The 25,801-nt window shown below is 66.2% G+C and carries 28 protein-coding genes; 12 read left to right on the top strand and 16 right to left on the bottom strand.

The features are described 5' to 3' along the window. Positions 1-6 precede the first annotated feature (6 nt). From DSM104440_RS04275 to DSM104440_RS04265, 3 genes are read left to right on the top strand one after another with little or no spacing between them, the layout of a single operon-like run. The gene (locus tag DSM104440_RS04275) at positions 7-1,044 is read left to right on the top strand and encodes a sensor histidine kinase (RefSeq protein WP_212758200.1); all 1,038 of its coding nucleotides are present in this window, start codon (positions 7-9) and stop codon (positions 1,042-1,044) included. Then, positions 1,041-1,751, top strand: coding sequence for a hypothetical protein (locus DSM104440_RS04270; protein WP_171160829.1), 711 nt, complete (start codon positions 1,041-1,043; stop codon positions 1,749-1,751). Before DSM104440_RS04275 ends, DSM104440_RS04270 begins: the two co-directional genes overlap by 4 nt. Then, the gene (locus DSM104440_RS04265) at positions 1,748-2,497 is read left to right on the top strand and encodes a LytR/AlgR family response regulator transcription factor (RefSeq protein ID WP_171160828.1); all 750 of its coding nucleotides are present in this window, start codon (positions 1,748-1,750) and stop codon (positions 2,495-2,497) included. The genes DSM104440_RS04270 and DSM104440_RS04265 overlap by 4 nt, the downstream gene beginning before the upstream one ends. Positions 2,498-2,551: 54 nt before the next feature. On the opposite strand, the gene DSM104440_RS04260 is transcribed toward DSM104440_RS04265, so the two are convergent. The 3 genes from DSM104440_RS04260 to DSM104440_RS04250 form a co-directional block, all read right to left on the bottom strand. After that, entirely contained in the window at positions 2,552-4,771 is a 2,220-nt protein-coding gene (locus DSM104440_RS04260; RefSeq protein ID WP_171160827.1) for a PhoX family protein, read from the bottom strand. A 91-nt stretch (positions 4,772-4,862) separates the two neighbouring features. Further along, positions 4,863-5,561: a ribonuclease activity regulator RraA gene (locus tag DSM104440_RS04255; RefSeq protein ID WP_171160826.1), complete on the bottom strand. Its 699-nt coding sequence runs from the start codon at positions 5,559-5,561 to the stop codon at positions 4,863-4,865. Positions 5,562-5,582: 21 nt separating this feature from the next. Continuing rightward, on the bottom strand, positions 5,583-6,521 hold the full coding sequence (locus DSM104440_RS04250; RefSeq protein ID WP_171160825.1) for a dihydrodipicolinate synthase family protein: 939 nt from the start codon (positions 6,519-6,521) through the stop codon (positions 5,583-5,585). 79 nt (positions 6,522-6,600) lie between these two features. Between DSM104440_RS04250 and DSM104440_RS04245 the strand changes: the two genes are divergently transcribed. Beyond that, entirely contained in the window at positions 6,601-7,491 is an 891-nt protein-coding gene (locus DSM104440_RS04245) for a dienelactone hydrolase family protein (protein ID WP_171160824.1), read from the top strand. A gap of 1 nt (position 7,492) precedes the next feature. Here DSM104440_RS04245 and panD read toward each other — a convergent pair whose 3' ends face one another. The 8 genes from panD to hda form a co-directional block, all read right to left on the bottom strand. Next, on the bottom strand, positions 7,493-7,876 hold the full coding sequence (gene panD / locus DSM104440_RS04240) for an aspartate 1-decarboxylase (protein WP_171160823.1): 384 nt from the start codon (positions 7,874-7,876) through the stop codon (positions 7,493-7,495). A 47-nt stretch (positions 7,877-7,923) separates the two neighbouring features. Continuing rightward, entirely contained in the window at positions 7,924-8,754 is an 831-nt protein-coding gene (panC, locus tag DSM104440_RS04235) for a pantoate--beta-alanine ligase (RefSeq protein WP_171160822.1), read from the bottom strand. A 4-nt stretch (positions 8,755-8,758) separates the two neighbouring features. Continuing rightward, positions 8,759-9,550, bottom strand: a complete 792-nt coding sequence (gene panB, locus DSM104440_RS04230) for a 3-methyl-2-oxobutanoate hydroxymethyltransferase (protein ID WP_171160821.1) — start codon at positions 9,548-9,550, stop codon at positions 8,759-8,761. 126 nt (positions 9,551-9,676) lie between these two features. Further along, entirely contained in the window at positions 9,677-10,309 is a 633-nt protein-coding gene (locus DSM104440_RS04225; RefSeq protein ID WP_171160820.1) for a deoxynucleoside kinase, read from the bottom strand. Continuing rightward, positions 10,306-10,794, bottom strand: a complete 489-nt coding sequence (folK, locus tag DSM104440_RS04220; protein ID WP_171160819.1) for a 2-amino-4-hydroxy-6-hydroxymethyldihydropteridine diphosphokinase — start codon at positions 10,792-10,794, stop codon at positions 10,306-10,308. Before folK ends, DSM104440_RS04225 begins: the two co-directional genes overlap by 4 nt. Then, positions 10,791-12,167 carry a polynucleotide adenylyltransferase PcnB gene (gene pcnB / locus DSM104440_RS04215; RefSeq protein WP_171160818.1) on the bottom strand — a complete coding sequence of 459 codons (1,377 nt, stop codon included), beginning with the start codon at positions 12,165-12,167 and terminating at the stop codon, positions 10,791-10,793. The genes folK and pcnB overlap by 4 nt, the downstream gene beginning before the upstream one ends. After that, positions 12,164-12,823, bottom strand: coding sequence for a histidinol-phosphatase (locus tag DSM104440_RS04210; RefSeq protein WP_171160817.1), 660 nt, complete (start codon positions 12,821-12,823; stop codon positions 12,164-12,166). Before DSM104440_RS04210 ends, pcnB begins: the two co-directional genes overlap by 4 nt. Then, the gene (hda, locus tag DSM104440_RS04205) at positions 12,820-13,476 is read right to left on the bottom strand and encodes a DnaA regulatory inactivator Hda (protein ID WP_171160816.1); all 657 of its coding nucleotides are present in this window, start codon (positions 13,474-13,476) and stop codon (positions 12,820-12,822) included. The genes DSM104440_RS04210 and hda overlap by 4 nt, the downstream gene beginning before the upstream one ends. Before the next feature lie 114 nt (positions 13,477-13,590). On the opposite strand from hda, the gene nadA reads away from it, so the two are divergent. The 8 genes from nadA (at position 13,591) to DSM104440_RS04165 (ending at position 21,834) form a co-directional block, all read left to right on the top strand. Beyond that, complete coding sequence (nadA, locus tag DSM104440_RS04200; RefSeq protein WP_171160815.1) at positions 13,591-14,676, top strand: quinolinate synthase NadA; 1,086 nt, start codon at positions 13,591-13,593, stop codon at positions 14,674-14,676. Between the two features lie 65 nt (positions 14,677-14,741). Next, positions 14,742-15,782 (top strand): phosphoribosylformylglycinamidine cyclo-ligase, encoded by a 1,041-nt coding sequence (gene purM, locus DSM104440_RS04195; RefSeq protein ID WP_171160814.1) that lies wholly within the window; start codon positions 14,742-14,744, stop codon positions 15,780-15,782. Next, on the top strand, positions 15,779-16,420 hold the full coding sequence (gene purN / locus DSM104440_RS04190) for a phosphoribosylglycinamide formyltransferase (protein ID WP_171160813.1): 642 nt from the start codon (positions 15,779-15,781) through the stop codon (positions 16,418-16,420). Before purM ends, purN begins: the two co-directional genes overlap by 4 nt. Positions 16,421-16,422: 2 nt before the next feature. Beyond that, on the top strand, positions 16,423-17,502 hold the full coding sequence (locus DSM104440_RS04185) for a DUF3108 domain-containing protein (RefSeq protein ID WP_212758199.1): 1,080 nt from the start codon (positions 16,423-16,425) through the stop codon (positions 17,500-17,502). Further along, the gene (locus tag DSM104440_RS04180) at positions 17,499-18,758 is read left to right on the top strand and encodes an RsmB/NOP family class I SAM-dependent RNA methyltransferase (protein ID WP_171160811.1); all 1,260 of its coding nucleotides are present in this window, start codon (positions 17,499-17,501) and stop codon (positions 18,756-18,758) included. The genes DSM104440_RS04185 and DSM104440_RS04180 overlap by 4 nt, the downstream gene beginning before the upstream one ends. Further along, on the top strand, positions 18,755-20,056 hold the full coding sequence (locus DSM104440_RS04175) for a mechanosensitive ion channel family protein (RefSeq protein ID WP_171160810.1): 1,302 nt from the start codon (positions 18,755-18,757) through the stop codon (positions 20,054-20,056). Before DSM104440_RS04180 ends, DSM104440_RS04175 begins: the two co-directional genes overlap by 4 nt. Before the next feature lie 120 nt (positions 20,057-20,176). Further along, positions 20,177-21,352, top strand: a complete 1,176-nt coding sequence (locus DSM104440_RS04170; protein ID WP_171165672.1) for a DesA family fatty acid desaturase — start codon at positions 20,177-20,179, stop codon at positions 21,350-21,352. 26 nt (positions 21,353-21,378) lie between these two features. Next, positions 21,379-21,834, top strand: a complete 456-nt coding sequence (locus tag DSM104440_RS04165; protein ID WP_246212143.1) for an AraC family transcriptional regulator — start codon at positions 21,379-21,381, stop codon at positions 21,832-21,834. A gap of 36 nt (positions 21,835-21,870) precedes the next feature. Here the strand turns inward: DSM104440_RS04165 and DSM104440_RS04160 are convergent, their stop codons facing one another. The 5 genes from DSM104440_RS04160 to radC form a co-directional block, all read right to left on the bottom strand. Next, the gene (locus tag DSM104440_RS04160; protein ID WP_246212142.1) at positions 21,871-23,550 is read right to left on the bottom strand and encodes a methyl-accepting chemotaxis protein; all 1,680 of its coding nucleotides are present in this window, start codon (positions 23,548-23,550) and stop codon (positions 21,871-21,873) included. 60 nt (positions 23,551-23,610) lie between these two features. Next, positions 23,611-24,372 (bottom strand): substrate-binding domain-containing protein, encoded by a 762-nt coding sequence (locus DSM104440_RS04155; RefSeq protein ID WP_171160807.1) that lies wholly within the window; start codon positions 24,370-24,372, stop codon positions 23,611-23,613. Between the two features lie 181 nt (positions 24,373-24,553). Continuing rightward, positions 24,554-24,709, bottom strand: a complete 156-nt coding sequence (gene rpmG / locus DSM104440_RS04150) for a 50S ribosomal protein L33 (protein WP_171089798.1) — start codon at positions 24,707-24,709, stop codon at positions 24,554-24,556. 27 nt (positions 24,710-24,736) lie between these two features. Continuing rightward, positions 24,737-24,973: a 50S ribosomal protein L28 gene (gene rpmB, locus DSM104440_RS04145; protein ID WP_171160806.1), complete on the bottom strand. Its 237-nt coding sequence runs from the start codon at positions 24,971-24,973 to the stop codon at positions 24,737-24,739. Between the two features lie 158 nt (positions 24,974-25,131). After that, positions 25,132-25,794, bottom strand: coding sequence for a RadC family protein (gene radC / locus DSM104440_RS04140; protein WP_171160805.1), 663 nt, complete (start codon positions 25,792-25,794; stop codon positions 25,132-25,134). Positions 25,795-25,801: the final 7 nt, after the last annotated feature.

Below are 25,801 nucleotides of genomic sequence, written 5' to 3'. Positions count from 1 at the left end.
AGATCCTTGCTCCGCCCGGGGGGGAGCGCCACCAAGGCGATCCCGTACCTGCTCGCCTTTTCGCTGGTGGGGGTGTCGGGCCCGATCGTCGTCACGCTCGTCTACAACGACTACCTCCTGGTCGCGAGCAACGTCGCCTTCGCGGTCTGCACGCCGTTCTTCCTGTTGGCCGCGGGCTATCTCGTCTGGGCCGCTTTCGGCACGCGCCTCTCCACGCCGTGGTCGCTGGTCCTGGCCCTCGTCATCGGCTGCCTCGCCGCGCAGGCCTTCAACCTCTACCTCACCGAGGTCGTGATGGGGATGGGCGTGCATCCGGGCAAGGGCTACCTGTATCGGCTGAGCGGCGTGCGCGGGCCCCTGCTCTGGTTCGGCCTGGCGGCGGCCGCCTGGTACGCGGTGCGCCGCTCCGAGGAGAGTGCGGCGGAGCTCACGCGCGCGGAGCTCGCGAGCGACCAGCTGCGCGCGAGCACGGCCGAGGCGCAGCTCCAGGCGCTGCAGGCGCAGGTCGAGCCGCACTTCCTCTTCAACACCCTCGCGCACGTGAAGTGGCTCTACCGACGCGATCCCGAGCGCGGCCGCCGGATGCTCGATCGTTTCATCGACTACCTCCAGGCGGCACTGCCGCACGTGCGCCAGGGTTCGGCGACGCTCGAGCAGGAGCTGCAGCTCGCGCAGGCGTACCTCGACCTGCAGCAGCTGCGCATCGGCGAGCGGCTGGAGTTCACGATCGAGGTTCCGCCCGACATCGCGTCGCACAAGTTCCCGCCGCTCATGCTGCTCACGCTCGTCGAGAACGCGATCAAGCACGGCATCGCCCCGCAGCTCGAAGGCGGGGCCATCGGTATCCGCGCCACCGCCGACGACCGGCTCCTGCGCATCGAGGTGCGCGACACCGGTGCGGGATTGCGACAGGCCGCGGGCAGCGGCATGGGGCTCGCGAACGTGCGCGCCCGCCTCGCCGCGTTGTTCGGGGCCGGCGCACGGCTGGTGATCGAGCCCAACTTCCCCCACGGCGTGGTCGCCGCGATCGAGATTCCGCGATGATGATGTCGCGCATGCTCGAGTCGTTCAGCTGGAAAGGCGTGGCCGCCTTCTTCCTGTTCGCCGCGGCCCTGTCGGCGTGGTCGTGGTCGGGCGTGCTGCTCGTCGACAAGGACCACACGTTCGCGGAGCACGCGGAGTACCTGCTGTCGCTCCTGCAGCGCAACCTCCTCAGCTATTTCCCGGTGTACCTCGCCGTGGCGATGACCGACGGGCTCACGCGCGGCATGCGTCACCGCCGCTGGTTCCTGGCGGGCGCACTCGCGCTGGGCGTGCTGCTCGCCGTGCAGGTGCGCTGCGCGGTCTCGCCCAACACGATGTACTGGGTCTACGCCACGGTGCAGCTGCCCTTCTGCAGCACGTTTCCCACCTGGCGCACCTATTTCGATTTCCCGGCGACCTTCATCACGCCGTTCACGGTCGGCGGGCTGGTGATGATCTTCGTCTTCGGCCGCCGCCGCGATGCGGAGCTCGCCGCGGCCCTGCACAAGGTGCGCACCACGCAGCTCGAAGCGCGCCGCAGCCGCATCGAAGCCGACCTCGCCGCGATGCACGCGCGCGTCGATCCCGACAAGCTCTCGGCCACGCTGCGCAGCATCCGCGGCCGCTACGACGAGAGCCTCGAAGCGGGCGAAGCGATGCTCGATGACTTGATCGCCGACCTGCGCGAAGCGGCGCGGCCGCCGCCCGTGGAACCGCAAGCGTCATGACGCGCGCCGTCATCGCCGAGGACGAAGGCAACCTCCGCGAGCAATTGCGCGAGACGCTCGCGAGCGTGTGGCCGGAGCTCGACGTCGTCGCGGAAGCGGCCGACGGGATCGAGGCGCTGCGCGCGCTCGAGGAGCACGCGCCCGACGTCCTGTTCCTCGATATCCAGATGCCCGGCCTTTCGGGGCTCGAGGTCGCGCGCCATGCCAGCGGCCGCAGCCACGTCGTGTTCGTCACGGCCTTCGACCAGTACGCGGTCTCGGCTTTCGAACAGGGCGCGATCGACTACGTGATGAAGCCGCTGTCCGCGAGCCGGGTCGCCGAGACGGTGCGGCGGCTGCGCGAGCGCGAGCAGTCGGCGCCGGCGAATCTCGAGGGGTTGCTGCAATCGCTTGCCGGCAGGCTGCAAGGCCACCGGCGCGAGTACCTGCGCTGGATCACCGCGTCCCAGGGCAGCGAGACGCGCCTCATCACGATGGACGAGATCTTCTATTTCCAGTCGGACAACAAGTACACGGTGGTCGCCACGGCCGATCGCGAATCGCTCATCCGCGTGCCGATCAGGGAGCTCGCCGAGCAGCTCGACCCCGAAACGTTTTGGCAGATCCACCGCGGAACGCTCGTGAACGTGAACCACATCGCCGGCGTGTCGCGCACTTTCCGGGGCCACATGGAGCTTCGCCTCAAGCAGCGCCCCGAGACGCTCGCGGTCAGCGAGTCCTACGCCCACCTCTTCCGGCAGATGTAGCGCCAGCGGAAAAGGGGACAGTCCCCTTTTCCGAAATGGGGACTGTCCCCTTTTTCAGTCGACGGCGATCTTGCCGCCGTCGTCGCGCGTGATCGCGACCGTGGCCGAACGCGGGCGCGCGCCCGAGCCATCCGGCCACACGCTCTCCGGCGTGCCCGCCGTGAGCTGCGCCGCGGTCGTGTTCTCGCCCGGATGCTGGATGTTCACGAAGATCGTGCGGCCGTCCGGCGTCTCCGCGATGCCGGTGATCTCGCAACCCTTCGGACCCACGAGGAAGCGACGCAGCTGCGTGGGCTCCGGCTTCTTGCCCATGCGGGTCGTGACCGTCACGTCGACCGTTGCACCGCCCGCGCCCTGCGGCACGGCCTTGTTGGCCACGGTGACCGCGCCGCCGTCGCCCACGTTTCCGGGAAGGGCCGCGAGCATCATGCAGTTGGTCACGTCCGTGTAGGCGCCGTCGTCCGTCTGGATCCACAGCAAGCCCGGCGTCGCCTGGCTGAACCAGCAGCCGTCCACGCTCGACATGTCGTTGGTGTCGTCGAGCCCGGAGAGATTCACGTTGGCCTGGTAGTCGGCGTTGTTCGCTGCCGTGTCCGCAGTCGCCTGGGCCGCGAAGAGGTAGATGTCCCAGGTGAAAGTGGTCGCTGCATGGTTTCCACCCGAAGGCGCGAGGCGAACGATATGGCCGTTGTTGTTGCCGCGCTGCACGGTCGTCCCGCGGTTGTCGGTGTAGTAGCGCGGGTTGGCCGCGTCCATCGGCTGCGCGACGCTGCCGCGAACGGAGTTGTTGGTCATCGTGAAATACACGTCGCCGTTCTTCGGATTGATCGCCGACCACTCGGGACGATCCATCTTCGTGGCACCCGCGACGTCCGCGGCGAGCCGCAGGTTGATGAGGACGTCGGCCGCATCGGCGAACGGATACACCGTGCTCGCGCTGGTGATGCCGTTCGTGCCGAGCGTGAGCTCGATCCAGCTGCCGGTGCCGTCGGCGTTGAACTTGCAGACGAAGTTCTTTCCGGCGTCGAGGTACTTGTCGCCCGCGGCCATGCCGCCGGTGGCGTCGGCCGCGCTCCACAGCGCGGTCGACACGAACTTGTAGCAGTACTCGCCGCGCGAGTCGTCACCCGAGTAGAAAACCAGCGGCTGGCCGACGACGGGCGGCGCGACGAAGCAGCCCTCGTGTGCGAAGCGGCCCATCGCGGTGCGCTTCTTCGGGACGGAAGTCGCGTTGAACGGGTCGATCTCGACGATCCAGCCGAACGTGTTGGGCCCGTTGCGGAAATCGTCGGTGCCGTCGGTCGACGTGCCGACCTTGGTCGCGTCCCAGCGGGCGAAATTCGTGTCGGCGGCATCTCCCGGCGTGACGGTGGTCCAGCCGTAGTTGCCGGCCGCGCCCTGCGTGATGCCGTTGCGGTTGAGCGCCGTCACTTCGGCCGCGCTGCGATTGGCGTTGTCGCCGGCCGCGCGCTTGAAGTAGAACGCCCAGTTCTCTTCACACGTGAGATACGTGCCCCAGGGCGTGTAGCCGTTCGCGCAATTGTTGACCGTGCCGCGCGTGCGCGTGCCGTTGGTCGAAAACTTCGTCTTCAGCTGGTTCGAGCCGCCCGCCGGGCCCGAGAGGATCATCTCGGTGTTCGTGGTGATGCGGCGGTTGTAGTTGCCGCCGCGCGTGTAGGTCCACGTGCTGCCGGTCCGCGTGACCTCGACCACGCTCACGCCGTGGCAGTTCATCTCCTTGATGACCTGGTCGGCCGGACGCGGCGTCGTCGCGCCGGCCGGGTGCAGCAGCAGTTGCGTGATGTTCTCGTGGTTCATCACCAGCAGCCCGCGCGTCGAGTTGGTCGCGTCGTAGGCGCCGCTGGCCCCGAGGCCGAAGTAGTGCATGCCGTCGTGGTGGTCGCCCGCACGTGCGGCGAACGAGGTCCCGGTGTCCGTGCCGTTGTTCGCGGAGGTCGGCGTCGCGGCGTCGATCGGATCGCCCAGGCGGTAGAGCACGCGCGCGGAGTAGCCGGCCGGCACCGTCAGCGCGTCGGCCGTGCTCTTGGCCACCGCGTTCCACTTGAACCCGGCGACCGGATCATCGTCGTCGGAGCAGGCCGCCAGCACGGGGCCGAGCACGCTGCCGGCAAAGAGGCCGGCGGAGCCCCTGAGCAAGCCGCGGCGCGAAAGGCGCGCCCCCAGGATGCTGTCGAACGTCGGGTTATCGGATTCGTTGCAGAAGACGTCGTCGTCGTGGCGATGGGCAGCAGGCTGCGAGGCGCGCTCGGTCATGGTCTCTTCTCATTGGGCCGTTCGGAGGGAAGCGCCGACAGTACGGTTCCAATGTTTCAGCGACCTGACCGAAACATTTCAGCAATTCAATTTATTTCTTGCTGGCCTCGTAGCGCGCCTTGTTCTCGGCGTTGGGCGGATACAGGCCCGGCAGCGCCGCGCCCTTCTCCACTTCCGCCATGATCCAGGCCTCCAATCGTTCCTGCTCCGGCGCGGCGGCCACGATGTCGTCGACGAAAGCCTTCGGCACGACGACCGCTCCGTCTTCATCGACGACGACGACGTCTTCGGGGAACACCGCGACGCCACCGCAGCCAATGGGTTCGTTCCAGTTGATGAACGTGAGGCCGGCCACCGACGGCGGCGCCGCCGCGCCTTGGCACCAGATCGGCAGGTGCGTCGTGCGAATGCCGGCGACGTCGCGCAGCACGCCATCGGTGACGAGGCCCGCGACGCCCTTCTTCTTCATGCGCGCGCAGAGGATGTCGCCGAAGATGCCCGCGTCGGTCACGCCCATCGCATCGGCGACGACGATGCAGCCCTCGGGCATCGCTTCGATCGCCGAGCGCGTGGAGATCGGCTTCGACCACGACTCGGGCGTCGCGAGGTCTTCGCGCGCGGGCACGAAGCGCAGCGTGAACGCGGGGCCGACGAGGCGCGGCTGGCCCGGGTTGAGCGGCCGCGTGCCGCGCATCCAGACGTTGCGCAGGCCTTTCTTCAACAGGATCGTCGTGAGCGTGGCCGTGGTGACCTGCGACAGCGTGGATACGACTTTCGGATCGAGCGTCATGGTTCTTCTTTCGTGGGAATCTCAGCCGAGCTCGCGCAACCGCTTTTCCTGGCGCGCGATGAGGCGATCGATGTCGGCGATGTCCGCGGGCGAGAGCTTCGGCCCGGGCTTGCGGATCGCGGCCGAGGCGATCGCACCGCGCTTCTGCAGCATGTACTTGCGCACCGCGAGCCCCGCGGCCGATTGCTGTTCATAGCGCGCGAGCGGGAGGTACGCATCGAACAGATCGTGCGCGCGCTCGATGTCGCCGGCCGCGTGCGCCTTGCACACGCCGACCATCATCTCCGGATAGCCGAAGCCGGTCATGGCGCCGTCGGCGCCGCGCGAGAGTTCCTCGGGCAGGAAGAGGCCGCCGCCGTTGCCTGCGAGGATCGAGATGCGGCGCGCATCCTTGGCCGCGCGCAGCGCCGCGAGCTTCGCGAGGCCCGGGCCCGGATAGTCCTCGTGCTTGAGCATCACCGCGCTCGGGATGTTGCGGAAGATCTTCAGCAGCACCGGCGCCGGAAGCTGCACGCTGTACGCGAGCGGATGATCCTGCACGCAGAACGGCGTCTTGCCGCCGAGCGTTTCGGCAACCATCTCGTAGTACGAATACGCCTGGTCGTCGGTCCTCACCGTCGCCGCGGGACCGACCATCACGCCGGCCGCACCGAGATCCATCACGCGGTCGGAGAGCTCCTTCATCGCGGCATAGCCCGGCGACGACACGCCGACGATCGTGGGAATGCGGCCCTTCACGCGATCGAGCACGCGCTTCACGTACTGCGCGGATTCCTCGGCCGTGAGCTTGGGCGCTTCGCCCATGACGCCCAGGACAGTGAGTCCATCCGCGCCCTTCTCCAGGTAGAAATCGATGACGCGGTCGGTGCTCTCGAGATCGAGCGAACCCTCGTCGGTGAAGGGTGTCACCGTAATGACGTAGACACCCTTGGCCTTTTCGTCCAGTACAGGTCTGTTCATATCGCGAAACTCGTCATGTCGCAAAACTCGCTTGTATCATTTCCCCAATCTTAGCCGTGTTCACCTGAGGAGACCCACCATGGAACGCAAGAAGGCTGATGATTTTCCGCCCGAGGTCCTGAAGCTTTTCGACGGCTACGTGCACGGGGCGGTGACACGGCGCGACTTCCTCGATCGCGCGGCGAAGTACGCCGTCGGCGGGTTCGGCGCCGCGGCGATGCTCGAAGCCCTGAGCCCGAACTTCGCGCTCGCGCAGCAGGTGAAGGCCGACGACCCGCGCATCACGGTCGAGTACGTGTCGTACCTGTCTCCGGCCGGGTCGGGAAAGATGCGCGGCTATCTCGCGCGTCCCGCCGCGGCGCAGGGCAAGCTGCCCGCGGTCGTCGTCATTCACGAGAACCGCGGTCTCAACCCGTACATCGAGGATGTCGCGCGCCGCCTGGCGGCCGCGGGCTACCTCGCGTTCGCGCCCGATGCGCTCACGCCGCTGGGGGGCTACCCAGGCACCGAGGACGCGGCGCGCACGCTGTTCGCGAAGCTCGACGGCGCCAGGACCACCGAAGACATGGTCGCGGCGGTCGACTACGTGAAGCTGCGGCCGGACTTCAAAGGCAAGGTGGGCGCGGTGGGTTTCTGCTGGGGCGGCGGGATGGTCAACACTCTCGCCGTGCGCATTCCGGACCTCGCCGCGGGCGCTCCCTACTATGGCGCGGCCGCGAAGGCGGAGGACGTGCCGAAGATCAAGGCGGCGTTGATGATCCACTTCGCCTCCACCGACGAACGCATCAACGCGATGTGGCCTGCGTACGAAGCCGCGCTCAAGGCGAACAAGGTCAAATACGAGGCGCACGTCTACCCGAACACGCAGCACGGTTTCCACAACGACACGACGCCGCGTTACGACGATGCGGCCGCGAAACTCTCGTGGAGCCGCACGCTCGCGTTGTTCAAGGCAACCCTGTGGACGTAGCCTAGGCCGCCATCTGCACGGGGATCGCGTCGCCCTTGCGCTGGATGCGGTTCGCGCCGTCAACGTAGACGAGGTCGGGCTTGAAGTTCGCGAGCTCGGCTTCGTCGTACGCGGCGTAGGCCGCGATGATGAGCAGGTCACCGGGTGCGGCGCGCCGTGCCGCCGCGCCATTCACCGAGATGATTCCCGAACCGCGCTCCGCGCTGATCGCGTAGGTCGTGAACCGCTCGCCGTTGGCGATGTTGTAGATGTCGATCTGCTGGTATTCGCGGATGTCGCCGGCGTCCAGGAGGTCCTGGTCGATGGCACAGGAGCCTTCGTAGTGCAGCTCCGAGTGCGTGCAGGTGACGCGATGCAGCTTGGCTTTCAGCATGGTGCGTTGCATGTCGGACCCTCTCCGTGAACGAGCGACGCGGAGTCTACCGAGGCTCTTTAGAGATCGGCCTCTAGATTGTCGATGAGACGCGTCTTGCCCAGCCAAGCCGCCGCGAGGATCACGAGATCCTTGTCGCCAGGCCCCGGAACAGCCAGCGCCGATCGATTCCGCACCGCAACATAATCCACGCGCCACCCGGCCGCGGTCAAGTCGCTCACGACCCCTTGTACCAGCGCGTCGTAATCGCGCCGGCCGCCTTCCACCAGGGCCTTGATCCGCCTGAGGTTTTGCTGGAGGGCCGCCGCCTGGGCCCGCTCTTCCCGAGTGAGATAGGCGTTCCGGGAGGACATCGCGAGGCCGTCGGGATCGCGGATCGTGGGCGCGCCGACGATGCGGATTCCGAAGTTGAGCTGCTTCTCCAGGGCCCGCACGACGTGGCATTGCTGGAAGTCCTTGAGCCCGAAAATCGCTGTGTGCGGCGCAACAATATTGAAGAGTTTGGCCACCACCGTCGCGACCCCCTGGAAATGCCCCGGGCGGAATTCACCTTCGAGCGTCGCGGCCACCTTGGGCGGCATCACGACCATCTCCTGCGGCTCCGGATACATCTGCCTCTCGTCGGGCGCGAAGACCACGTCGCATCCGGCGGCCTCGAGCATGCGGCAATCGTTTTCGAGCGTGCGCGGATAGCGGTCGAAGTCGCCGCCGGGCTCGAACTGCAGGCGGTTCACGAATACGGAAGTAACGACGCAGTCCCCGTGCTTGCGCGCTTCCTTCACGAGCGAGACGTGGCCCTCGTGCAGCCCGCCCATCGTCGGAACGAGCACGACCGCGCGCTCGCCACGCAGGCGATCGCGCAATTCCGCGACGGTGTGGAGGACGTCCAAGAGACTAGAAGGAGTGTTCGGGACCCGGGAAGGTCTTGGCCTTCACGGCCTTCACATAGGCCTCGATCGCGGCCTTCACCGAAGGCGCGCCGAGCATGAAGTTCTTCACGAAGCGCGCCTTGCGCCCCGGATAGATGTCGAGCATGTCGTGCAGCACGAGCACCTGGCCGGAAACATCGATGCCTGCGCCGATGCCGATCGTCGGAACCTTGACGGCTTCGGTCACTCGCTTGGCCACACCGGCGGGCATCGCTTCCATCAGCACGATTCCCGCGCCGGCGGCTTCGAGCGCCTTCGCGTCCTTCACGAGCTGGTCGGCCGAGGTGTCGGTCTTGCCCTGCACCTTGTAGCCGCCGAAGACATTCACCGATTGCGGCGTGAGGCCGATGTGCGCGCACACGGGAATGCCGCGATCGACGAGGAAGCGCGTCGTCTCGACCATCACCGCGCCGCCTTCGAGCTTCACCATGTTGGCACCCGCGGCCATGAGGCGCGCCGAGTTGCGGAACGCCTGCTCCTTCGATTCCTGGAAGGCGCCGAAGGGAAGGTCCGCGAGGACGAAAGCCTTTTCGCTTCCCCGGGCGACGCAGGCCACGTGGTATTCGACCTGGTCCATGGTGACCGGCAGCGTCGAGTCGTGGCCCTGGATCACCATGCCCAGGGAATCGCCGATGAGCAGGATGTCCACGCCGGCGGCGTCGGAGAGCGCGGCGAAGCTCGCGTCGTAGCACGTGAGCATCGCGAGCTTCTCGCCGTTGCGGGCGCGTTCCTGGAGCTGGGAGATGGTGTTTCGCATGGGAGGCGAATTCTAGAGGAAATCGTAATAAGTGGGGTCAGACTCGACTTAAGTTAGTTCTGTGGATAACTGGGTCCGGCTCCAGTTATCCACAGAACTAACTTAAGTCGAGTCTGACCCCACTTATTACGCCCGGTTAAAGAATTCGCGGCCGCCGCGAATGGCGTTCATGCGCTCGACGAGCAGGTCGAAGTGCTCGGGAACGTCGACGAAATTGAGGCGGTCGCTGTTGACGATCAGCAGCGGGCTTTCGTCGTAGTCGTAGAAGTAGCGCGAGTAGGCATCCGAGATGCGCCGCAGGTAATCCTCGGAGATGCCCGACTCCATCGCGAGGCCGCGCTTGTTCACGCGGCCGATCAGCGTGTCGATCGAGGCCTGGAGGTAGATCACGAGGTCGGGTACGGGCACCTGCGGTTTCACGTGGTCGTAGATGCGCGAGTAGAGCTGGTATTCGGCGTCGTTGAGCGTGAGGCGCGCGAAGAGCGGGTCCTTGGCGAGCGTGAAATCAGAGACCGTGGGTTTCGCGCCGAAGAGCTCGGGCTGGCGAAGGCTGCCGATCTGCTCGACGCGCTGGAACAGGAAGAAGAGCTGCGTGGGCAGCGCGTGGCGGCGCATGTCCTGGTAGAACTGGCGCAGGAAGGGGTTCGAGGCCGTGTCCTCGAGGAGCAGCGAGGCATCGAGGTGGTGCGCGATCTTGTGCGCGAGGCTCGTCTTGCCGCAGCCGATCGGCCCCTCGACGACGATGTAGCGATGCTTCATGCGGCGAGCTTCTCGATCGCCTGGTCGCGCACGCGGCCGAGAAGTTCTGCCGCGCGGCCCTGCCCCGGAATTTCCGCGTCGGGCCAGACATCCACGAGCGGCGCCAGGACGAACGCACGTTCGCCGGCGCGCGGATGCGGAATGGTCAGGCCGTGCTCATGGTGCGCGATCCCGCCGTAGAGAACGATGTCGAGGTCGAGCGTGCGCGGACCGTTCGGGATCTCGCGCACGCGGCCATGCAAGCGTTCGATGGCGAGCAGCGCATCGAGCAGGGCCTTGGGCGCGAGCGTCGTCTCGACCAGTGCGCAGGCGTTGATGAACGGGTCTTGATCGAGAAAGCCGACGGGCGCGGTGCGAAAGAGTGCGGAACGCTTGAGCACTTTCGTTCCTGGAATCGAGCCGATCTCGTCGAAGGCGGTGCGGACTTGGGCCGCGGGGTCCTCGAGATTCGAGCCCAGCGCCACCACGGCCCGGATGGCTTTCAACCGTCGCCTTCCGGCTGGGTGTCGGGCGCCCCTTCGCCCTGGCCGCGTCCCTTCCCGCCACGGCGGCGGCGGCGCTTCTTCTTGGGCCCCGCCTCCTCGCTCACGAGCATCCGCTCGCGCTGGTCGACGTTGACGTCCTGGAAGCGTTCCCACCACTGCGCGATGTCGAGCGGAGCATTTCCGGAACGCGCACGCAGCTCGAAGAAATCGTAGGCGGCGCGGAAGCGCGGATGCTCGATCAGCCGGAATGGCCGCTGGCCGCCGCGCTGCAGGAAGCGCGGCTGCAGCAGCCACAGCTCCTTCATCGTCGCGTCGAAGCGGCGCGGGATCGCAAGCGACTCGCGCTGCGCGTCGAGCGCTTCATGCATCGCGGAATGCAGCGCGGGCATCGTCGGCTCGCCGGCTAGTTCGTGGCGCTTGAGGCTCTTCTCGACGCGGCCCCACAGGAGGGCGGCGAGCAGGAAGGCGGGCGAGACGGGCTTGTCGGCGGCGAGGCGCTCGTCGGTGGCGCGCAACGCGGCCATCGCGAACGGACCGGTATCGGGATCGTCGAGCGCCGCGTCGAGCAGCGGCAGCAAGCCGTGGTGGAGTTCGAGCTTGCGCAACAGCAGCGCGCACTCCGCGGCGTTGCCCGAGAGGAGCAGCTTCAGGATCTCCTCGAAGAGGCGCGCCTGCGGAACGTTCTTGATCAGGTGCCGGTGCGTGTGGATCGGCGCCTCGGTCTTCGCGTCGATCGTGAAGCCGAGCTTCGCGGCCAGGCGCGCGGCCCGCAGCATGCGCACGGGGTCTTCGCGGTAGCGCAGCGCGGGATCCCCGATCATGACGAGGCGCTTGGCCTGCACGTCCTTCATGCCGTGGTGGTAATCCCAGACCTCTTCCTTCACCGGGTCGTAGAACAGCGCGTTCATGGTGAAGTCGCGGCGCGCGGCGTCTTCGGCCTGCGTGCCGAACACGTTGTCGGAGAGCATGCGGCCGTGCTCGTCCGTGTTTTCGTCGCCGGCTTCGCGCGTGAGCACGGCGCGGAACGTCGAAGTCTCCACGACTTCCTGTCCGCAGAGCACGTGCACGATCTGGAAGCGCCGCCCGATGATGCGCGAGCGCCGGAACACGGAGCGCACTTCCTCCGGCGTCGCGCTGGTGGCGACGTCGAAGTCCTTGGGCAGGCGGCCCACGAGGAGATCGCGCACCGCGCCGCCGACCACGAACGCGGCGTGGCCCGCGCGCTGCAGGTCCTCGCAGGTGCGGCGCGCGCAGCGGCTGATCGATTCCTTGCGGATGTTGTGCTTGTCCTTCGTGTAGATGACCGGCTTCGCGTCCTTGCGTTGCGGACGCGCCTCGCGGCCCAGCATCTTGTTGATGAACTTGCGGATCATGGCCGAAGGCTCATGACCGGCCAGCCGCGCTTGACGGCGTGGGCGCGCAGCGTGGGATCCGGATCGACCGCGACCGGGTTCGTCACGCGCTCGAGCAGCGGAAGATCGTTGAGCGAATCGCTGTAGAACCAGCTCTCCGCGTAATCGGAAAGTCGGCGGCCCTGGGCGGCGAGCCATTCATCCACGCGCTTGATCTTGCCTTCGCGGAACGTGGGCGTGCCGCGCGGCTTGCCGGTGAAGACGCCATCGACTTCCTCGATGTCGGTCGCGAGGAGGTTCGGAATGCCGAGCTCGGCGGCGATCGGGGCGGTGATGAATCGGTTCGTGGCGGTAACGATGGCGGTCGTGTCCTTGGCGTGCTTCGCGATGAGGGCGGGTGCGGCCGGGAGGATCATGCCCCGGATCTTGCGCTGCATGAACTCGCGGTGCCAGGCATCGAGTTGCGCGCGGGGCCGATTGGCGATCGGCGCGAGCTGGAATTCGAGGAACTGCGCGATGTCGAGCGTGCCGTCCTTGTAGCGCTCGTAGAACCACTCGTTGCGCGTCGTGTATTCGGGCCCGTCAAGCACGCCCTCCTCGATCAGGAACTGCGCCCAGGCGTGGTCGCTGTCGCCGTCGAGCAGCGTGTTGTCGAGGTCGAACAGGGCGAGCTTCATGCGGCGGTCTCGGGCCGGAGGGCCGCTTTCAGCAGCGGCACGGTGATCGGGCGACCGGTTTCGATCGAGTAGCGGTCGAGCGTGTCGAGCGCACCGATGAGAGAAGGCATGTCACGGCGGGCGTGCGTGAGCAGGTACGAGCGAACTTCGTCGGCGAGCGGGAAGCCGCGCGAGGCTGCGTGGGCGGCCAGGGCCGCGCTCTTCTCGGCATCCGTGAGGAGAAGCGCGCGATAGGTGAGGCCCGTGGCAAGGCGCGAGGCGAGGTCGCGCCGCAGGGCGAGGTCGCGCGGCGCGGAGCGCGCGGACACCAGCAGGAAGGCGAAGGTGCGCTCGTTGAAGGCGTTGAAGAGCGTCACCTGGTGATCCTCGGGAAGCTGCTCGATGTCGTCGAGCACGAGGACCGGGGCGATGGCTCCATCGAAGTCCGCTGCCCGGACGTAGCGCGAATGGCGCGACGCGGTCGCCTCCGCGAAGGCCCGCAGGAGGTGGGTCTTGCCTGCGCCCGATTCGCCCCAAACATAGAGCACACGCTCGGTGTTTTGCCCCTTCACCGCCGCGTCGAGCGCGGCCAGCAGCTCGCCATTGCGGCCCGCCGCGAAATTCGCGAAGGTGGGCGCAGGCGCTTCGGTGAAATCGAGCAGGAGTTGCTTCAACGGCAGGCCGGAAGTGGCTTCAAGGGCTGATGGAAGTTCGCTTCGAGGGGCAGCAGGGCCACTCGGAAATTGCCGGCGAAATTCTAACATGCCCCCTATGGCAAAATCGTTCTCATGAGCGCCGTCCACCCCATCCAGATTCGCTTCGAACGCTTTGACGGCCGCACCGGCCTGGCACCCGCCATTCCGCCGACCGTCATCGCGCCCGCCGACAAGCCCGCGATCATCGCGCGCATCAGGAAGCTCCTGAAGGAGCGCGACGCGGTTCTCGTCGCGCACTACTACGTCCACCCGGACATCCAGGATCTCGCCGAATCCACCGGTGGCGTGGTCTCCGATTCGCTCGAGATGGCGCGCTTCGGCCACGAGCATCCGGGCAAGACCGTCGTCGTCGCCGGCGTGCGCTTCATGGGCGAGACCGCGAAGATCCTCAACCCGGAGAAGCGCGTGCTCATGCCCGAGCTCGAGGCGGAATGCTCGCTCGATCTGGCCACACCCATCGACGAGTTCTCGAAGTTCTGCGACCAGCATCCCGACCGCGTCGTCGTGGTGTACGCGAACACGAGTGCGGCGGTGAAGGCGCGCGCCGACTGGATGGTCACTTCCTCGATCGCCGAGAAGATCGTGGCCCACCTGCACGCGCAGGGGAAGAAGATCCTGTTCGCACCCGACAAGCACCTGGGCGATTACATCCAGCGCCAGACCGGCGCGGACATGCTCATGTGGAACGCGTCATGCGTCGTGCACGACGAGTTCAAGGCCCAGCAGCTCGAAGAGATGAAACTCTCGCATCCGAAGGCGAAGGTGCTCGTGCATCCCGAGTCGCCGCCTTCGGTGATTGCGATGGCGGACTTCGTGGGCTCGACCACCGGCATCATCATGGCCGCCGAGCGCATGAAGGCCCCCGAGTACATCGTCGCGACCGATGGCGGCATCCTCCACCAGATGCGCAAGAAGCTGCCCGGCGTGAACTTCATCGAAGCCCCCACCGCCGGCAAGGGCGCGACGTGCCAGAGCTGCGCGCACTGCCCGTGGATGGCGATGAACGGCCTGGGCAATCTGCTCGAAGTGCTCGAGCGCGGGCACAACGAAGTGCGCGTCGATCCGGAGATCGGCCGCAAGGCCAAGGTTTGCATCGAGCGCATGCTCGATTTCGCGAAGACGAACCTGCCGACATTCAAGGGCAGCGGCGACGCCTAGTTTCGCGGCGTCCCGAGGGGCAATCGGGTAGAATTTCACTCCCAAAGCCCTCCTTTCGCGCGCACATGTCGAACCGCATCTCCATGACCTACGCCGACGCTGGCGTCGACATCGCCGCGGGAGATGAACTGGTCGAGCGTATCCGGCCCTACGCGAAGAAAACCATGCGCCCCGAAGTGCTCGCGGGCGTGGGCGGTTTTGGTGCGCTGGTCGAAGTCTCGAAGAAGTACAAGAACCCGGTGATGGTCTCGGGCACGGATGGCGTGGGCACCAAGCTCAAGCTCGCTTTCCGTCTGAAGAAACACGACACCATCGGCATCGACCTCGTCGCGATGAGCGTGAACGACATCCTCGTCTCCGGCGCCGAGCCGATCTTCTTCCTCGACTACTTCGCGTGCGGCAAGTTGAACGTCGATGTCGCGGCCGACGTCGTGAAGGGCGTGGCCTTTGGCTGCGAGCAGGCGGGCTGCGCGTTGATCGGCGGCGAAACCGCCGAGATGCCCGGCATGTACGACCCGAACGAATACGACCTCGCGGGCTTCGCGGTTGGCCTCGTCGAGCGCGACCGCATCATCGACGGCACGACCATCAAGGTCGGCGACGCGGTGATCGGCCTCGCTTCCACCGGCCCGCACTCGAACGGCTACTCGCTCATTCGCAAGATCGTCGCCACGAGCGGCGGCGATTACCATGAGAAGTTCGAAGGCGATCGCACGATCGGCCAGGCGCTGATCGAGCCCACGCGCATCTACGTGAAGCCGGTCCTCGAGTTGATGGGCAAGGCCACGGTGAAGGGCATCGCGCACATCACCGGGGGCGGCCTCACCGAGAACATTCCGCGCATCCTCCCCGAGCTCCTCTGCGCGAAGCTCGATCGCTCGCGCTGGACACGCCCCGCGATCTTCGAATGGCTGCAGAAGAACGGCCGCGTGGATGACGCCGAGATGGCGCGCACGTTCAACTGCGGCATCGGCATGGTGATCGTGGTGCCCAAGGACGAGGTCTCCGCGGCCATCGCCACGCTCAAGGGCGCAGGCCTGACCGCAACGGAGATCGGCGCGATCGTCACGCGCGAACCCGGGGGGCCGCAAACGGTCGTGTCATGAAGTCCGCCGTCATCCTGATCTCGGGCCGGGGCAGCAACATGCAGTCTCTGGTCGAGGCCGGGACGGGGCTCCAGGTGCGCGCCGTGATCTCCAACCGTCCCGAAGCGAAAGGCCTCGAGTGGGCCGCCGCGAAAGGGATCCCCACGCTGGCGATCGATCACAAGGCCCATGCGTCGCGCGAGTCGTTCGATGCCGCGCTCGGTGAAGCGATCGCCGCACACGAGCCCGACTGGATCCTGCTCGCGGGCTTCATGCGCATCCTCACGCCGGAATTCATCCAGCGATTCGCCCAGCGCATCGTGAACATCCATCCGTCGTTGCTGCCCGCGTTCCCCGGGCTTCACACGCACCGGCGCGCGATCGAGGAAGGCGTGAAGGTGCACGGCGCGACGGTGCATTTCGTGACGGAAGCACTCGACCACGGTCCGATCATCATCCAGGCCGCGGTGCCCGTGCTTCCCTCGGACACGGAAGCCACACTCGCCGCACGCGTCCTCGAGCAGGAACACCGCATCTACCCGCAGGCCGCGCGCTGGCTCGCGGAGGGCAAGGTGCAATTTTCCTCGGCCGGTGTCGTCCAGGTGCCGGGCTCGGGCGTTTCTTCGGATTCGCTCATCGCTCCCCGGACCGCCGCTTGAACATGATCTCGACCCACCAGCTGCGCGCATTCCTCCATCGCTACCGCATCGCCCTGGCGGCGCTCGCGGTATCGGCGATCGCGCATGCGGCCCTCATTGCTTCGATGCCCCGCCAGGTGGAGCCGCCTGCGGTCGACGAGCCGGCTTACACCGCCACCCTTGATCCGGCCGCACCTGCGATCGAGGGAACGGCGGCTGCAACCACGCCTGCCCCCGCGCAGGCGAAGCCGCGCCGCGCGCGGCCCAAGCCCTCGCCGCCCAAGCCCGAGGAGACCGTCGCCTCGCTGCCCGGCCTCATCGACGAACCCGAACCCGCGCCGAAGCAGACACTGCCGATCGAATCGGGCACCGAGCTGCTCGCCGGTGACGATGTCCCTGCGCCTCCGGAAAAAATCGCGCTCGCGCAACCGCCGAAGCCCGCCGCGCTCGAACCGCCGAAGTTCCCGGGTGAAGCGCTTCCGGCGAAGCTGCGCATCGCCTATGCGCTGCACTCGGCGTTCGCCGAGGGCCGCTCCGAATACACGTGGTCGCGCGAAGGCAATCGCTACGAGATCTTCGGTTCCGCGCAGGCCTCGGGCTTCTTCGCCGTGTTCCTCGAAGGCCAGATCACGCAAGAGAGCCGCGGCACGGTGACGAGCGCGGGGCTTCGCCCCGAACGCTTCACCGAACGCCGGCCGCGCGCGCCCGACGAGGGCCTGGAGTTCGACTGGTCCAAGCGCACGATGACGTTCCATCGCAACGACGAGACGCGCGAGGGTCCGCTCGCCGACAACACGGTGGATTGGCTCTCGATGATCTTCCAGCTCGCGCACTCGCCGCCCAAGGGTGACCGCGTCGAGCTGCGCGTATTCACGCAGCGCCGCCTGTATACGTTTTCACTCGCCGTGCTCGGCGAAGAGGAGCTGGACTTGCCGATCGGAAAAGTGAAAACGCTTCACCTGCGTCATGAAGGCAAGACGCCCGTGGAAACCGTCGACGTGTGGCTCGGCATCGACCAGCACAACCTGCCGGTGAAGCTGCGCTATCCCGTCGCCCGCAACCGATTCCAGGTGGAGCAGGTCGCCACCTCCATTTCCCGGTGACGATCGGCCGCGCGCAGCTCGAGGCGATCGTGGAGGCACTCACGGTCGTCCTTCCCGCTCGGCAGCCCGCCGACCAGGTGCTCAAGCAATTCTTCCGCGACCACAAGAGCCTCGGGCAGAAGGATCGCGCCATCGTCGCCGATACGGTCTGCGCCGCGCTGCGCCGCCGCCGCCTGCTCGAGCACCTGACGCCCGAGGGAACACCTCGCCAGATGGCGCTCGCGGCGATCGTGAAGGCCCAGGGCATCGGCATCAGCCAGGTCGAGGCCTCGCTCAGCGCGGACGAGAAGGCGTGGCTCTCCGCGCTCAAGGCCGAGAAGGTCGACGCCCTGCCCTTCGAAATTCGCGTCGACCTCCCGGACTGGGTGATCGAAAAGCTGCGCAAGAACCACAGCGACGAGGAAATCCTCGCGATCGGCCAGAGCCTGCAGCAACCCGCGCCGCTCGACCTGCGCGTGAACGAGACCAAGGCCCCGATCGAACCGGTGCTCGATCGCCTCGAGCGCGACCAGATCGCCGCGCGCGCGATGCGCTATTCGCCCATCGGCATTCGCCTGCGCGACAAGCCCGCGCTCAACCAGCACGTCCTCTTCCTCGAAGGTGTGGTCGAAGTGCAGGACGAAGGCAGCCAGATCCTCGGCATGCTCCTCGAAGCGCGGCGCGGCGAGATGGTCGTGGATTTCTGCGCGGGCGCCGGCGGGAAAACCCTGCAACTGGGCGCGGCGATGGGCTCGTCAGGTCGTCTCTATGCCTTCGACGTGTCGGAGAAACGGCTCGCGAACCTCGGACCGCGCCTCAAACGCTCGGGACTGTCGAACGTCTTTCCGCAGCGCATCTCCAACGAGAACGATGCCAAGGTGAAGCGGCTGCGCGGCAAGATCGACCGCGTGCTGGTGGACGCTCCCTGCACCGGCCTGGGCACGCTGAGGCGCAATCCCGACCTCAAGTGGCGCCAGACCGCGGCGGGCGTGGTCGAGCTGAACGCCAAGCAGACGGCGATCCTCGCCGCCGCGGGCGCGCTGGTGAAGCCCGGCGGGCGCCTCGTCTATGGCACGTGCAGCCTTCTTGAAGAGGAGAACGAAGCGGTGGTTACGGCGTTCCTGGCCGCGCATCCCGAGTTCCGCCTGATCCCGTGCAAGGACGTCCTCGCTCGCAAGGACATCCGCATTCCGGGCGTGGAGGAATACCTGCGCCTGCTGCCCAACGTGCATGACACCGATGGTTTCTTCGCAGCGGTGATGGAACGAGCGAAGTGACGGCGGCGACCGACCTCGACCTCCTCTTCAGCGCCTTCGATTCGGCGCAGCTCGCGCGCGACACCCTCATCCAGGTCGCGGTCCTCGCGGGCACGTTCGGCCTCGCGTGGTTCATCGCCCGTTCGCTGCGCGCGCGCCTGGGTGGGCGCAAGGTCCGCTGGAAGTTCGGCGAAGGCGGCTTCAACCGCGTGATCTTCCCGCTCGCCGCGCTTGCGTTCACCTGGGGCGCGATGCTGGTCCTGCGCCGTTACGCGCCGGTGCCTTTCCTCAACCTCGCGGTCACGCTCCTCATTGCCTTCAGCCTGATCCGCGCGTTGGTCTACGTGCTGCGCTTCGTCCTGCCCGAGGGCGCATTCCTGCGCGGCTCTGAGCGGACGATCGCCTGGACCATGTGGGTCGGTGTCCTGCTTTACGTGACGGGCCTGCTCCCCGAGGTCACCGGCGCGCTCGATTCCGTTTCGTTCGATCTCGGCAAGCAGCGCATCTCGCTGCTGCTGATCCTCAAGGCGGCGGTGGCCGTGGCCGTCACCCTCGCCGTCTCGATGTGGTTCGCGCGCGTGCTCGAAGGCCGCGTCATGGCCAACGACGACGTGCAGATGTCCACGCGCGTGGTGGTCTCGAAGTTCATTCGCGCGATCGCGCTCTTCGTGGCGATCCTGATCGCGCTGCCGCTCGTGGGCCTCGACCTCACCGCGCTCACGGTCTTCGGCGGCGCGCTCGGCGTGGGCCTGGGCTTCGGCCTGCAGAAGATCGCGAGCAACTACGTGAGCGGCTACATCATCCTGCTCGACCACTCGATCCGCATCGGCGACCTCGTGACCGTCGATAACCGGCACGGCGAGGTGCGCGAGATCGCCGCGCGCTACACGGTGGTGAAGTCTGGCGACGGCACCGAGTCGATCATCCCCAACGAGACGCTGATCACGCAAAGCGTCACGAACCACTCGTACTCGGACCGCAAGTTCGCCGTGAAGGTGCCTGTATCGGTGGGCTACGACAGCGACATCGATGCCGCGATGGATGTGCTGCTGCAGGCCGCGCGCGCGCATCCGCGAGTGATCGCGGATCCGGCTCCCGGCGTGTCCATCAACCGGCTCGCGGAGACCGGAATCGAGCTCGAATTGACCGCCTGGATCAACGATCCGGAGAACGGCCAGGGCGGGCTTCGCAGCGACATCCTCCGCACGGTCCTGGGACGCTTTCGGGAGCGCGGCGTGGTGCTCCCGCCACCCCCCCGCGAAATACGGTTCCTGGCTACGCCCGAAACACAGATTTCAACCACAGGATCAAATACTTAGCAATATCTTCCGGGATGCTGATATCCCCTACAGACCTTGTGGGCTACAATTCCTGCCCATACATTCATCTGGTGTCGCGGAACCCTTCGCGGCCCCTTCATAAAGGCGCGCTTCCACATGATCTTCGACGGGCTTCTCGGTCTTCCCTGGTGGGGCAACCTCCTCGTCCTGCTCGTGCTGGTGCAGATCACCATCGCCGGCGTGACGCTGTATCTGCACCGCGGCCAGGCCCATAGCGCGGTCGATTTCCACCCGGTCGTGAGCCACTTCTTCCGTTTCTGGATGTGGATGACGACGGGCATGATCACCAAGGAGTGGGCGGCGATCCATCGCAAGCACCACGCCAAGTGCGAGACGGAAGAAGATCCGCACAGCCCGCAGATCCTCGGCATCAACAAGGTCCTCTGGGGCGGTGTCGTCCTGTACGTGAAGGAATCGCACAAGCCCGAGACGATGACGCGCTACGGCCACGGCACGCCCGATGACTGGGTCGAGCGCAACGTCTACACGCCGTGCAACAAGCTCGGCATCCTCGTGACGCTCTCGATCAACATCGCGCTGTTCGGCATCATCCCGGGCTTCCTGATGTGGGGCGTGATGATGCTCTGGATCCCGTTCTGGGCCGCCGGCGTCATCAACGGCATCGGCCACTACTGGGGCTATCGCAACTTCGAATGCGACGATGCCGCGCGCAACATCACGCGCTTCGGCGTGTGGATCGGCGGCGAAGAGCTGCACAACAACCACCACGCCTACCCGACCTCGGCCAAGTTCTCCATGCGCTGGCACGAGTTCGACCTCGGCTGGCTGTACCTGCAGATCCTCTCGTTCCTCGGCCTCGCCAAGGTCCGCAAGGCGCCGCCGAAGGTTCGCCTCGACCCGACCAAGTTCGAGATCGATGCGGCCACGCTGCATGCCGTCATCCAGCATCGCTATGACGTGCTCTCGCGCTACGCCTCGCACATGAAGCGCACCACGGCCGACGAAATCGCCAAGCTCCGCGCCAAGGGCCATATCGCCAGCCGCAGTGCCGCCGCGAGCGTGCGCACCTGGCTGCATCGCGACGAAGCCGAGGTGCCTGCCGCGTATCGCGCCGACCTCGACCGCGCCCTCGACTCGAGCCCCACGCTCAAGACGTCGTGGACCATGCGCCAGGAACTCACGAAGATCTGGCAACGCTCCACGCTCTCGACCGAGCAGCTCACCGCGCAGCTCAAGGATTGGTGCGAGCGCGCCGAGAAGAGCAACGTGGAATCGCTGGCGCAGTTCTCGCGCCGCCTGCGCTGCTACGCGTAGTCCGTCCCTGAGGTAACCCCTTGGAAGTGACCATCCAGCACTTGGCTCCGCGCCGGGTTGCTGCGATGGATCATCGCGGCTCGTACATGGGCATCGGCGAAGTGTTCGGACGCCTCGGTGAGTGGGCCGGCTCGAAAGGCATCATCGGCCCGGGCACGCACATGTTCGGGATCTACTACGACGATCCTTCGACGACGCCCGAAGCCCAGTTGCGGTCCGTCGCGTGCATCTCCGTCCCCGACGACTTCCAGCCCGATGGCAACGTGAGAATCACGAACACTCCGGGCGGCAAGTGTGCGGTCGTGGTCCACACAGGCCCCTACGCGGGACTGCCCGCCGTGTACGACTTCATCTATGGCCAGTGGCTCCCGAAGAGCGGCGAGAAGGAGAGCGGCGAGCCGCCGTTCGAGGACTACCTGAACACGCCCGGGGAAGTGCCACCCGAAAAGCTCCGGACGGCGGTCTGCGTGCCGCTCAAGTAAAAAGCCCCGCTTGAGCGGGGCTTTTCACGTCAGGCTCTAGAACTCTTTCCAGTCCGCGTCTTCGCTCTCGCTCTTCGCGGGAATGGAAGGACGTCCACGCGTCGCAGGGACCGCCGCGCGTTCGATCGCCCGCGAGGCCATGTGGCGCGCATCAGCGGCAAGGATCGTGGGCCCGGCCATCTCGACCTTGAAACGCGCCACGGTCCCGATGAGGGCCTCGGCCTGGTTCGACATGTGCTCGGCAGCGGCCGCGGCTTCCTCGACGATGGCCGCGTTCTGCTGCGTGTTCGAATCCATCTGCGTCACGGCCTTGCCGATTTCCTGGATGCCGGCGAGCTGCGCGGTGCTGGCATCCGAGATCTCCGCGATGAGGTCTCCCACCTTTTGCGAGGTGGCGATGATCTCCTCCATCGTGCGGCTCGTGCCTTCCACGTGCTTCACGCCGCCATTCACGCGCAGCGTGGATTCCTGGATCAGGTTCTTGATCTCCTTGGCCGCGTCCGCGGAGCGATGCGCGAGGGCACGCACTTCGGTGGCGACCACGGCGAAGCCGCGGCCCTGTTCGCCCGCGCGCGCCGCTTCGACCGCGGCGTTGAGGGCGAGGATGTTGGTCTGGAACGCGATGCCATCGATCACGCCGATGATGTCGGCGATGCGCGACGACGATTCCGAGATGCGATGCATGGCGTCCATCACTTCGGTCATCGCCGTGCCGCCCTGTCCGGCAACCGTTGTCGCCTCCGCGGCGAGCGACCTGGCTTCACGAGCCGTGTTGTTGTTCTGCTGGATGGTGCTGGTGAGCTCTTCCATGTTGGCCGCGGTCTCGCCGAGCGCTGACGCCTGCTCTTCGGTGCGGCTGGAAAGATTCGTGTTGCCACGGGCGATCTGCTGCGAGGCGCTGCCCACCGCTTCCGCGGCGGCGCGAATCTCGCTCACGGAGACCGCGAGCGCGTCGCGCATGCGCGCGATGCTTCCGAGGAGGCTTCCGGAGTTGCCGGCCTTCGACACCACTTGAACCGTGAGGTCGCCCTCGGCGATGCGGCGCGCGACTTCCGCGGCATACGCCGGTTCGCCCCCGAGACTGCGCAGCAGCCCGCGGGTAATGATGAAAGCGGCGATCACGGCAATGACCGCACCCGCCAGCCCCATGATGATGAGGATCACGCTCGCGTCGCGTTGGCGCTGGTGAGCCTCGCGCGCTTCGGACTCGCTGTTGGTCGACTGGTATTCGATGAACGAGTTGACTGCGTTGATGTACGCGTCCTGTGCCGGGCGCACCTCGCTCAGCATCTGGTCCTTGGCCGTGGCGTAGTCGGCCTTCTTCGCGGCCGCCACGAATTTCTGCTCGAGCGGCTCGTACTTCACACGCGCGGCGTCGATTTCCTTCATCAGGTTGCGCTCGGTGTCGGCGCTGACAAGCTTGCCGATCTGCGCGAGCAGTTCGTGCACCTGCTCGGTGTTGCGGGCGACGTCCGCGATCTCGCTGACGATCTCGGTCTCGGCGTCGAGGATAAGGACGTTGCGCATCTGGCGCGCGGTCTGCAGCAGGTGCTCGACGACCTTGCCGCTGAGGGAAAGCTTGGGAACGCGACTCTGCGCGAAGTCCTCGATGCTCGAGCCCAGGCGGTACATCTGGTGGATGCTCACGGCCATCGAGGCCATGAACAACGCGATCACCAGCCCGAAACCCAGCGCGAGACGCGCCATGACGGTCATGCTCTTCACAATGCTCTCCAGGAGAAAAAGGGGAAGGGGCCCGAAGGCCCCGTTCCGGTGTTACTTGGCGGACTTGGCAGCTTCCACCTTGAACGCGTCGTACACCGCTTTCACCTTCGGGCTCGGGGCGCCGATGGTGACGAGGGCGAGCGGACGCTCGAGCTTCTTGGTCGCGACGATCTTGGTCTTGTCGCCCGTCACGAAGCCGCGGCCGACCGCGCCCACGCCATTGGCGTCCTGGGCGATCAGTTCCGGCACGCGCGACACGGAGGTCAGCGACTTCACGTTGGCCGCGTAATCGACGTCCTTCATCACGATCTTCTTCACCATCGCGCGCGTGCCGCCGGTGACGGCATCGGAGTACACGACGATCGGGGCATCCTTGCCGCCAACTTCCTTCCAGTTGGTGATCTTGCCCGTGTGAATGTCGGCAAGTTGTTCCCAGGTGAGCTTGGAGGCGGCGTTCGACGGATGCACCACGAACACGATCTCGTCCTTGCGGATCTCATGCATCTGCAGCGTCTTGGCATCGATGGTCTTGCCGGCAACCGCGGCAGCGGCCACGGCGATGTCGAGCGGCTCCGACACCATGGCGGCGTCGGCCTTGCCTTCGGACAGGTCCACGAGACCCTTGCCGGTCGCGTTGCCGACGATCTCGAGGGTGTGACCCGTGGTCTTCTGCACCGCTTCGCGGTTGGGGTTGATCACGACGTTCTGAACGGTGGTGGCGCCGTGAAGCTTCACGACGTCGGCCCATGCGGGTACGGCCAGGCAGGCCGAGAGGGCGGCGGCGAGAATCAGGTTGTTCTTGTGCGTGCGCATCTAGCGAACTCCAGTGGGGTTATTAGGAAACATTCAATGCTGACTCACCCCTCCAAAGTATGAAGTGAAGCGCATCACAACGCGTTATTGCATCGGTATTGTTGCCCGCCGAAGAACCTTGAAAGCGCAATAAAAAACCCCGCCGAAGCGGGGTTTTCATCTTTATTGTTTTTCTTGATTGTTATTTGAGCTTGGTTTCTTTGTAGAGGACGTGCTTGCGAGCGACGGGATCGAATTTCTTGATCTCCATCTTGTCGGGCATGGTCCGCTTGTTCTTCGTCGTCGTGTAGAAATGGCCGGTGCCGGCGGACGACTCGAGCTTGATCTTTTCGCGCATGGTCTAGGTCCCGTGGGTCCTGATTCGTCAGACGTTCTCGCCGCGCTCGCGCATGTCGGCGAGGACGACGTCGATGCCCTTCTTGTCGATGAGGCGCAGGCCTGCATTCGTGAGGCGCATCTTCACCCAGCGGTTCTCGCTTTCGACCCAGAACTTGCGGTACTGCAGGTTCGGGAGGTAGCGCCGCTTGGTCTTGTTGTTCGCGTGGGACACATGGTGACCCACCATCGGGGCCTTGCCTGTGACCTGACAGATTCTCGACATGACAAACCTCTTGAGCTGGATTTTCCGACCGCCCGGGCAGTCCGAGGGGTACGAAGCCCGTGATTATAGCCCACGAGCCCCCATCCTTTCAAGCTCTTGAGGAACCCCCTACTTGGGGCCTACAGGCTGATTTTGTTGGGGTTTTGGGCCCCCGCCGGCTAGATCAACCCCCGTTCCGCGAAGGAAAGGCACGCCCCGGGAGCCACGATGAAGTGGTCGAGGACCTTGATGTCGACCAGTGCCAGCGCTTCGGCGAGCGTGCGAGTGAGCGCCTGGTCCTGGAGACTGGGCTCGGCCACTCCCGAAGGATGGTTGTGGGCGAGGATCACCGCCGCCGCATTGTGAGCGAGCGCGTGCTTCACGATCTCCCGTGGATACACCGACGTCTGGGTCAGCGTGCCGCGGAACAGTTCTTCAGCGACGATCACGCGGTTCTGCGCATCGAGGAACACACCATAGAAGGCTTCATGAGCGAGCTCCTGCATGCGCAACCGCAGGTAGCCGCGCACGGCGCCGGGCGAGGTGAGGCTGTCCCGGGCGCGCATCTCCTCGGCCAGCGCGCGCCGGGCGAGCTCCATGGAAGCCGCGAATTGCGCGAACTTGGCGGCGCCGCGCCGGTGCTCGGATTCCGCGGCGGCAAGCAGGCTCGATACGCGCCCAAAGCGCCCCAACATATCCCTGGCGACCTCGACGACGTTCCTGCCGCGTGTTCCGGTACCCAGCAGGATCGCCAGCAATTCAGCATCAGACAGGGCGGCCGCGCCACGCGCCTTGAGGCGTTCGCGAGGCCGTTCCGCAACGGGCCATTCGGTGATCGACATGCCGCTC

It is taken from the genome of Usitatibacter palustris, assembly GCF_013003985.1.
GTDB lineage: Bacteria > Pseudomonadota > Gammaproteobacteria > Burkholderiales > Usitatibacteraceae > Usitatibacter > Usitatibacter palustris.
The sequence above is the reverse complement of the archived record's forward strand: the minus strand, read 5'-3'. Positions and strand labels throughout refer to the sequence as shown.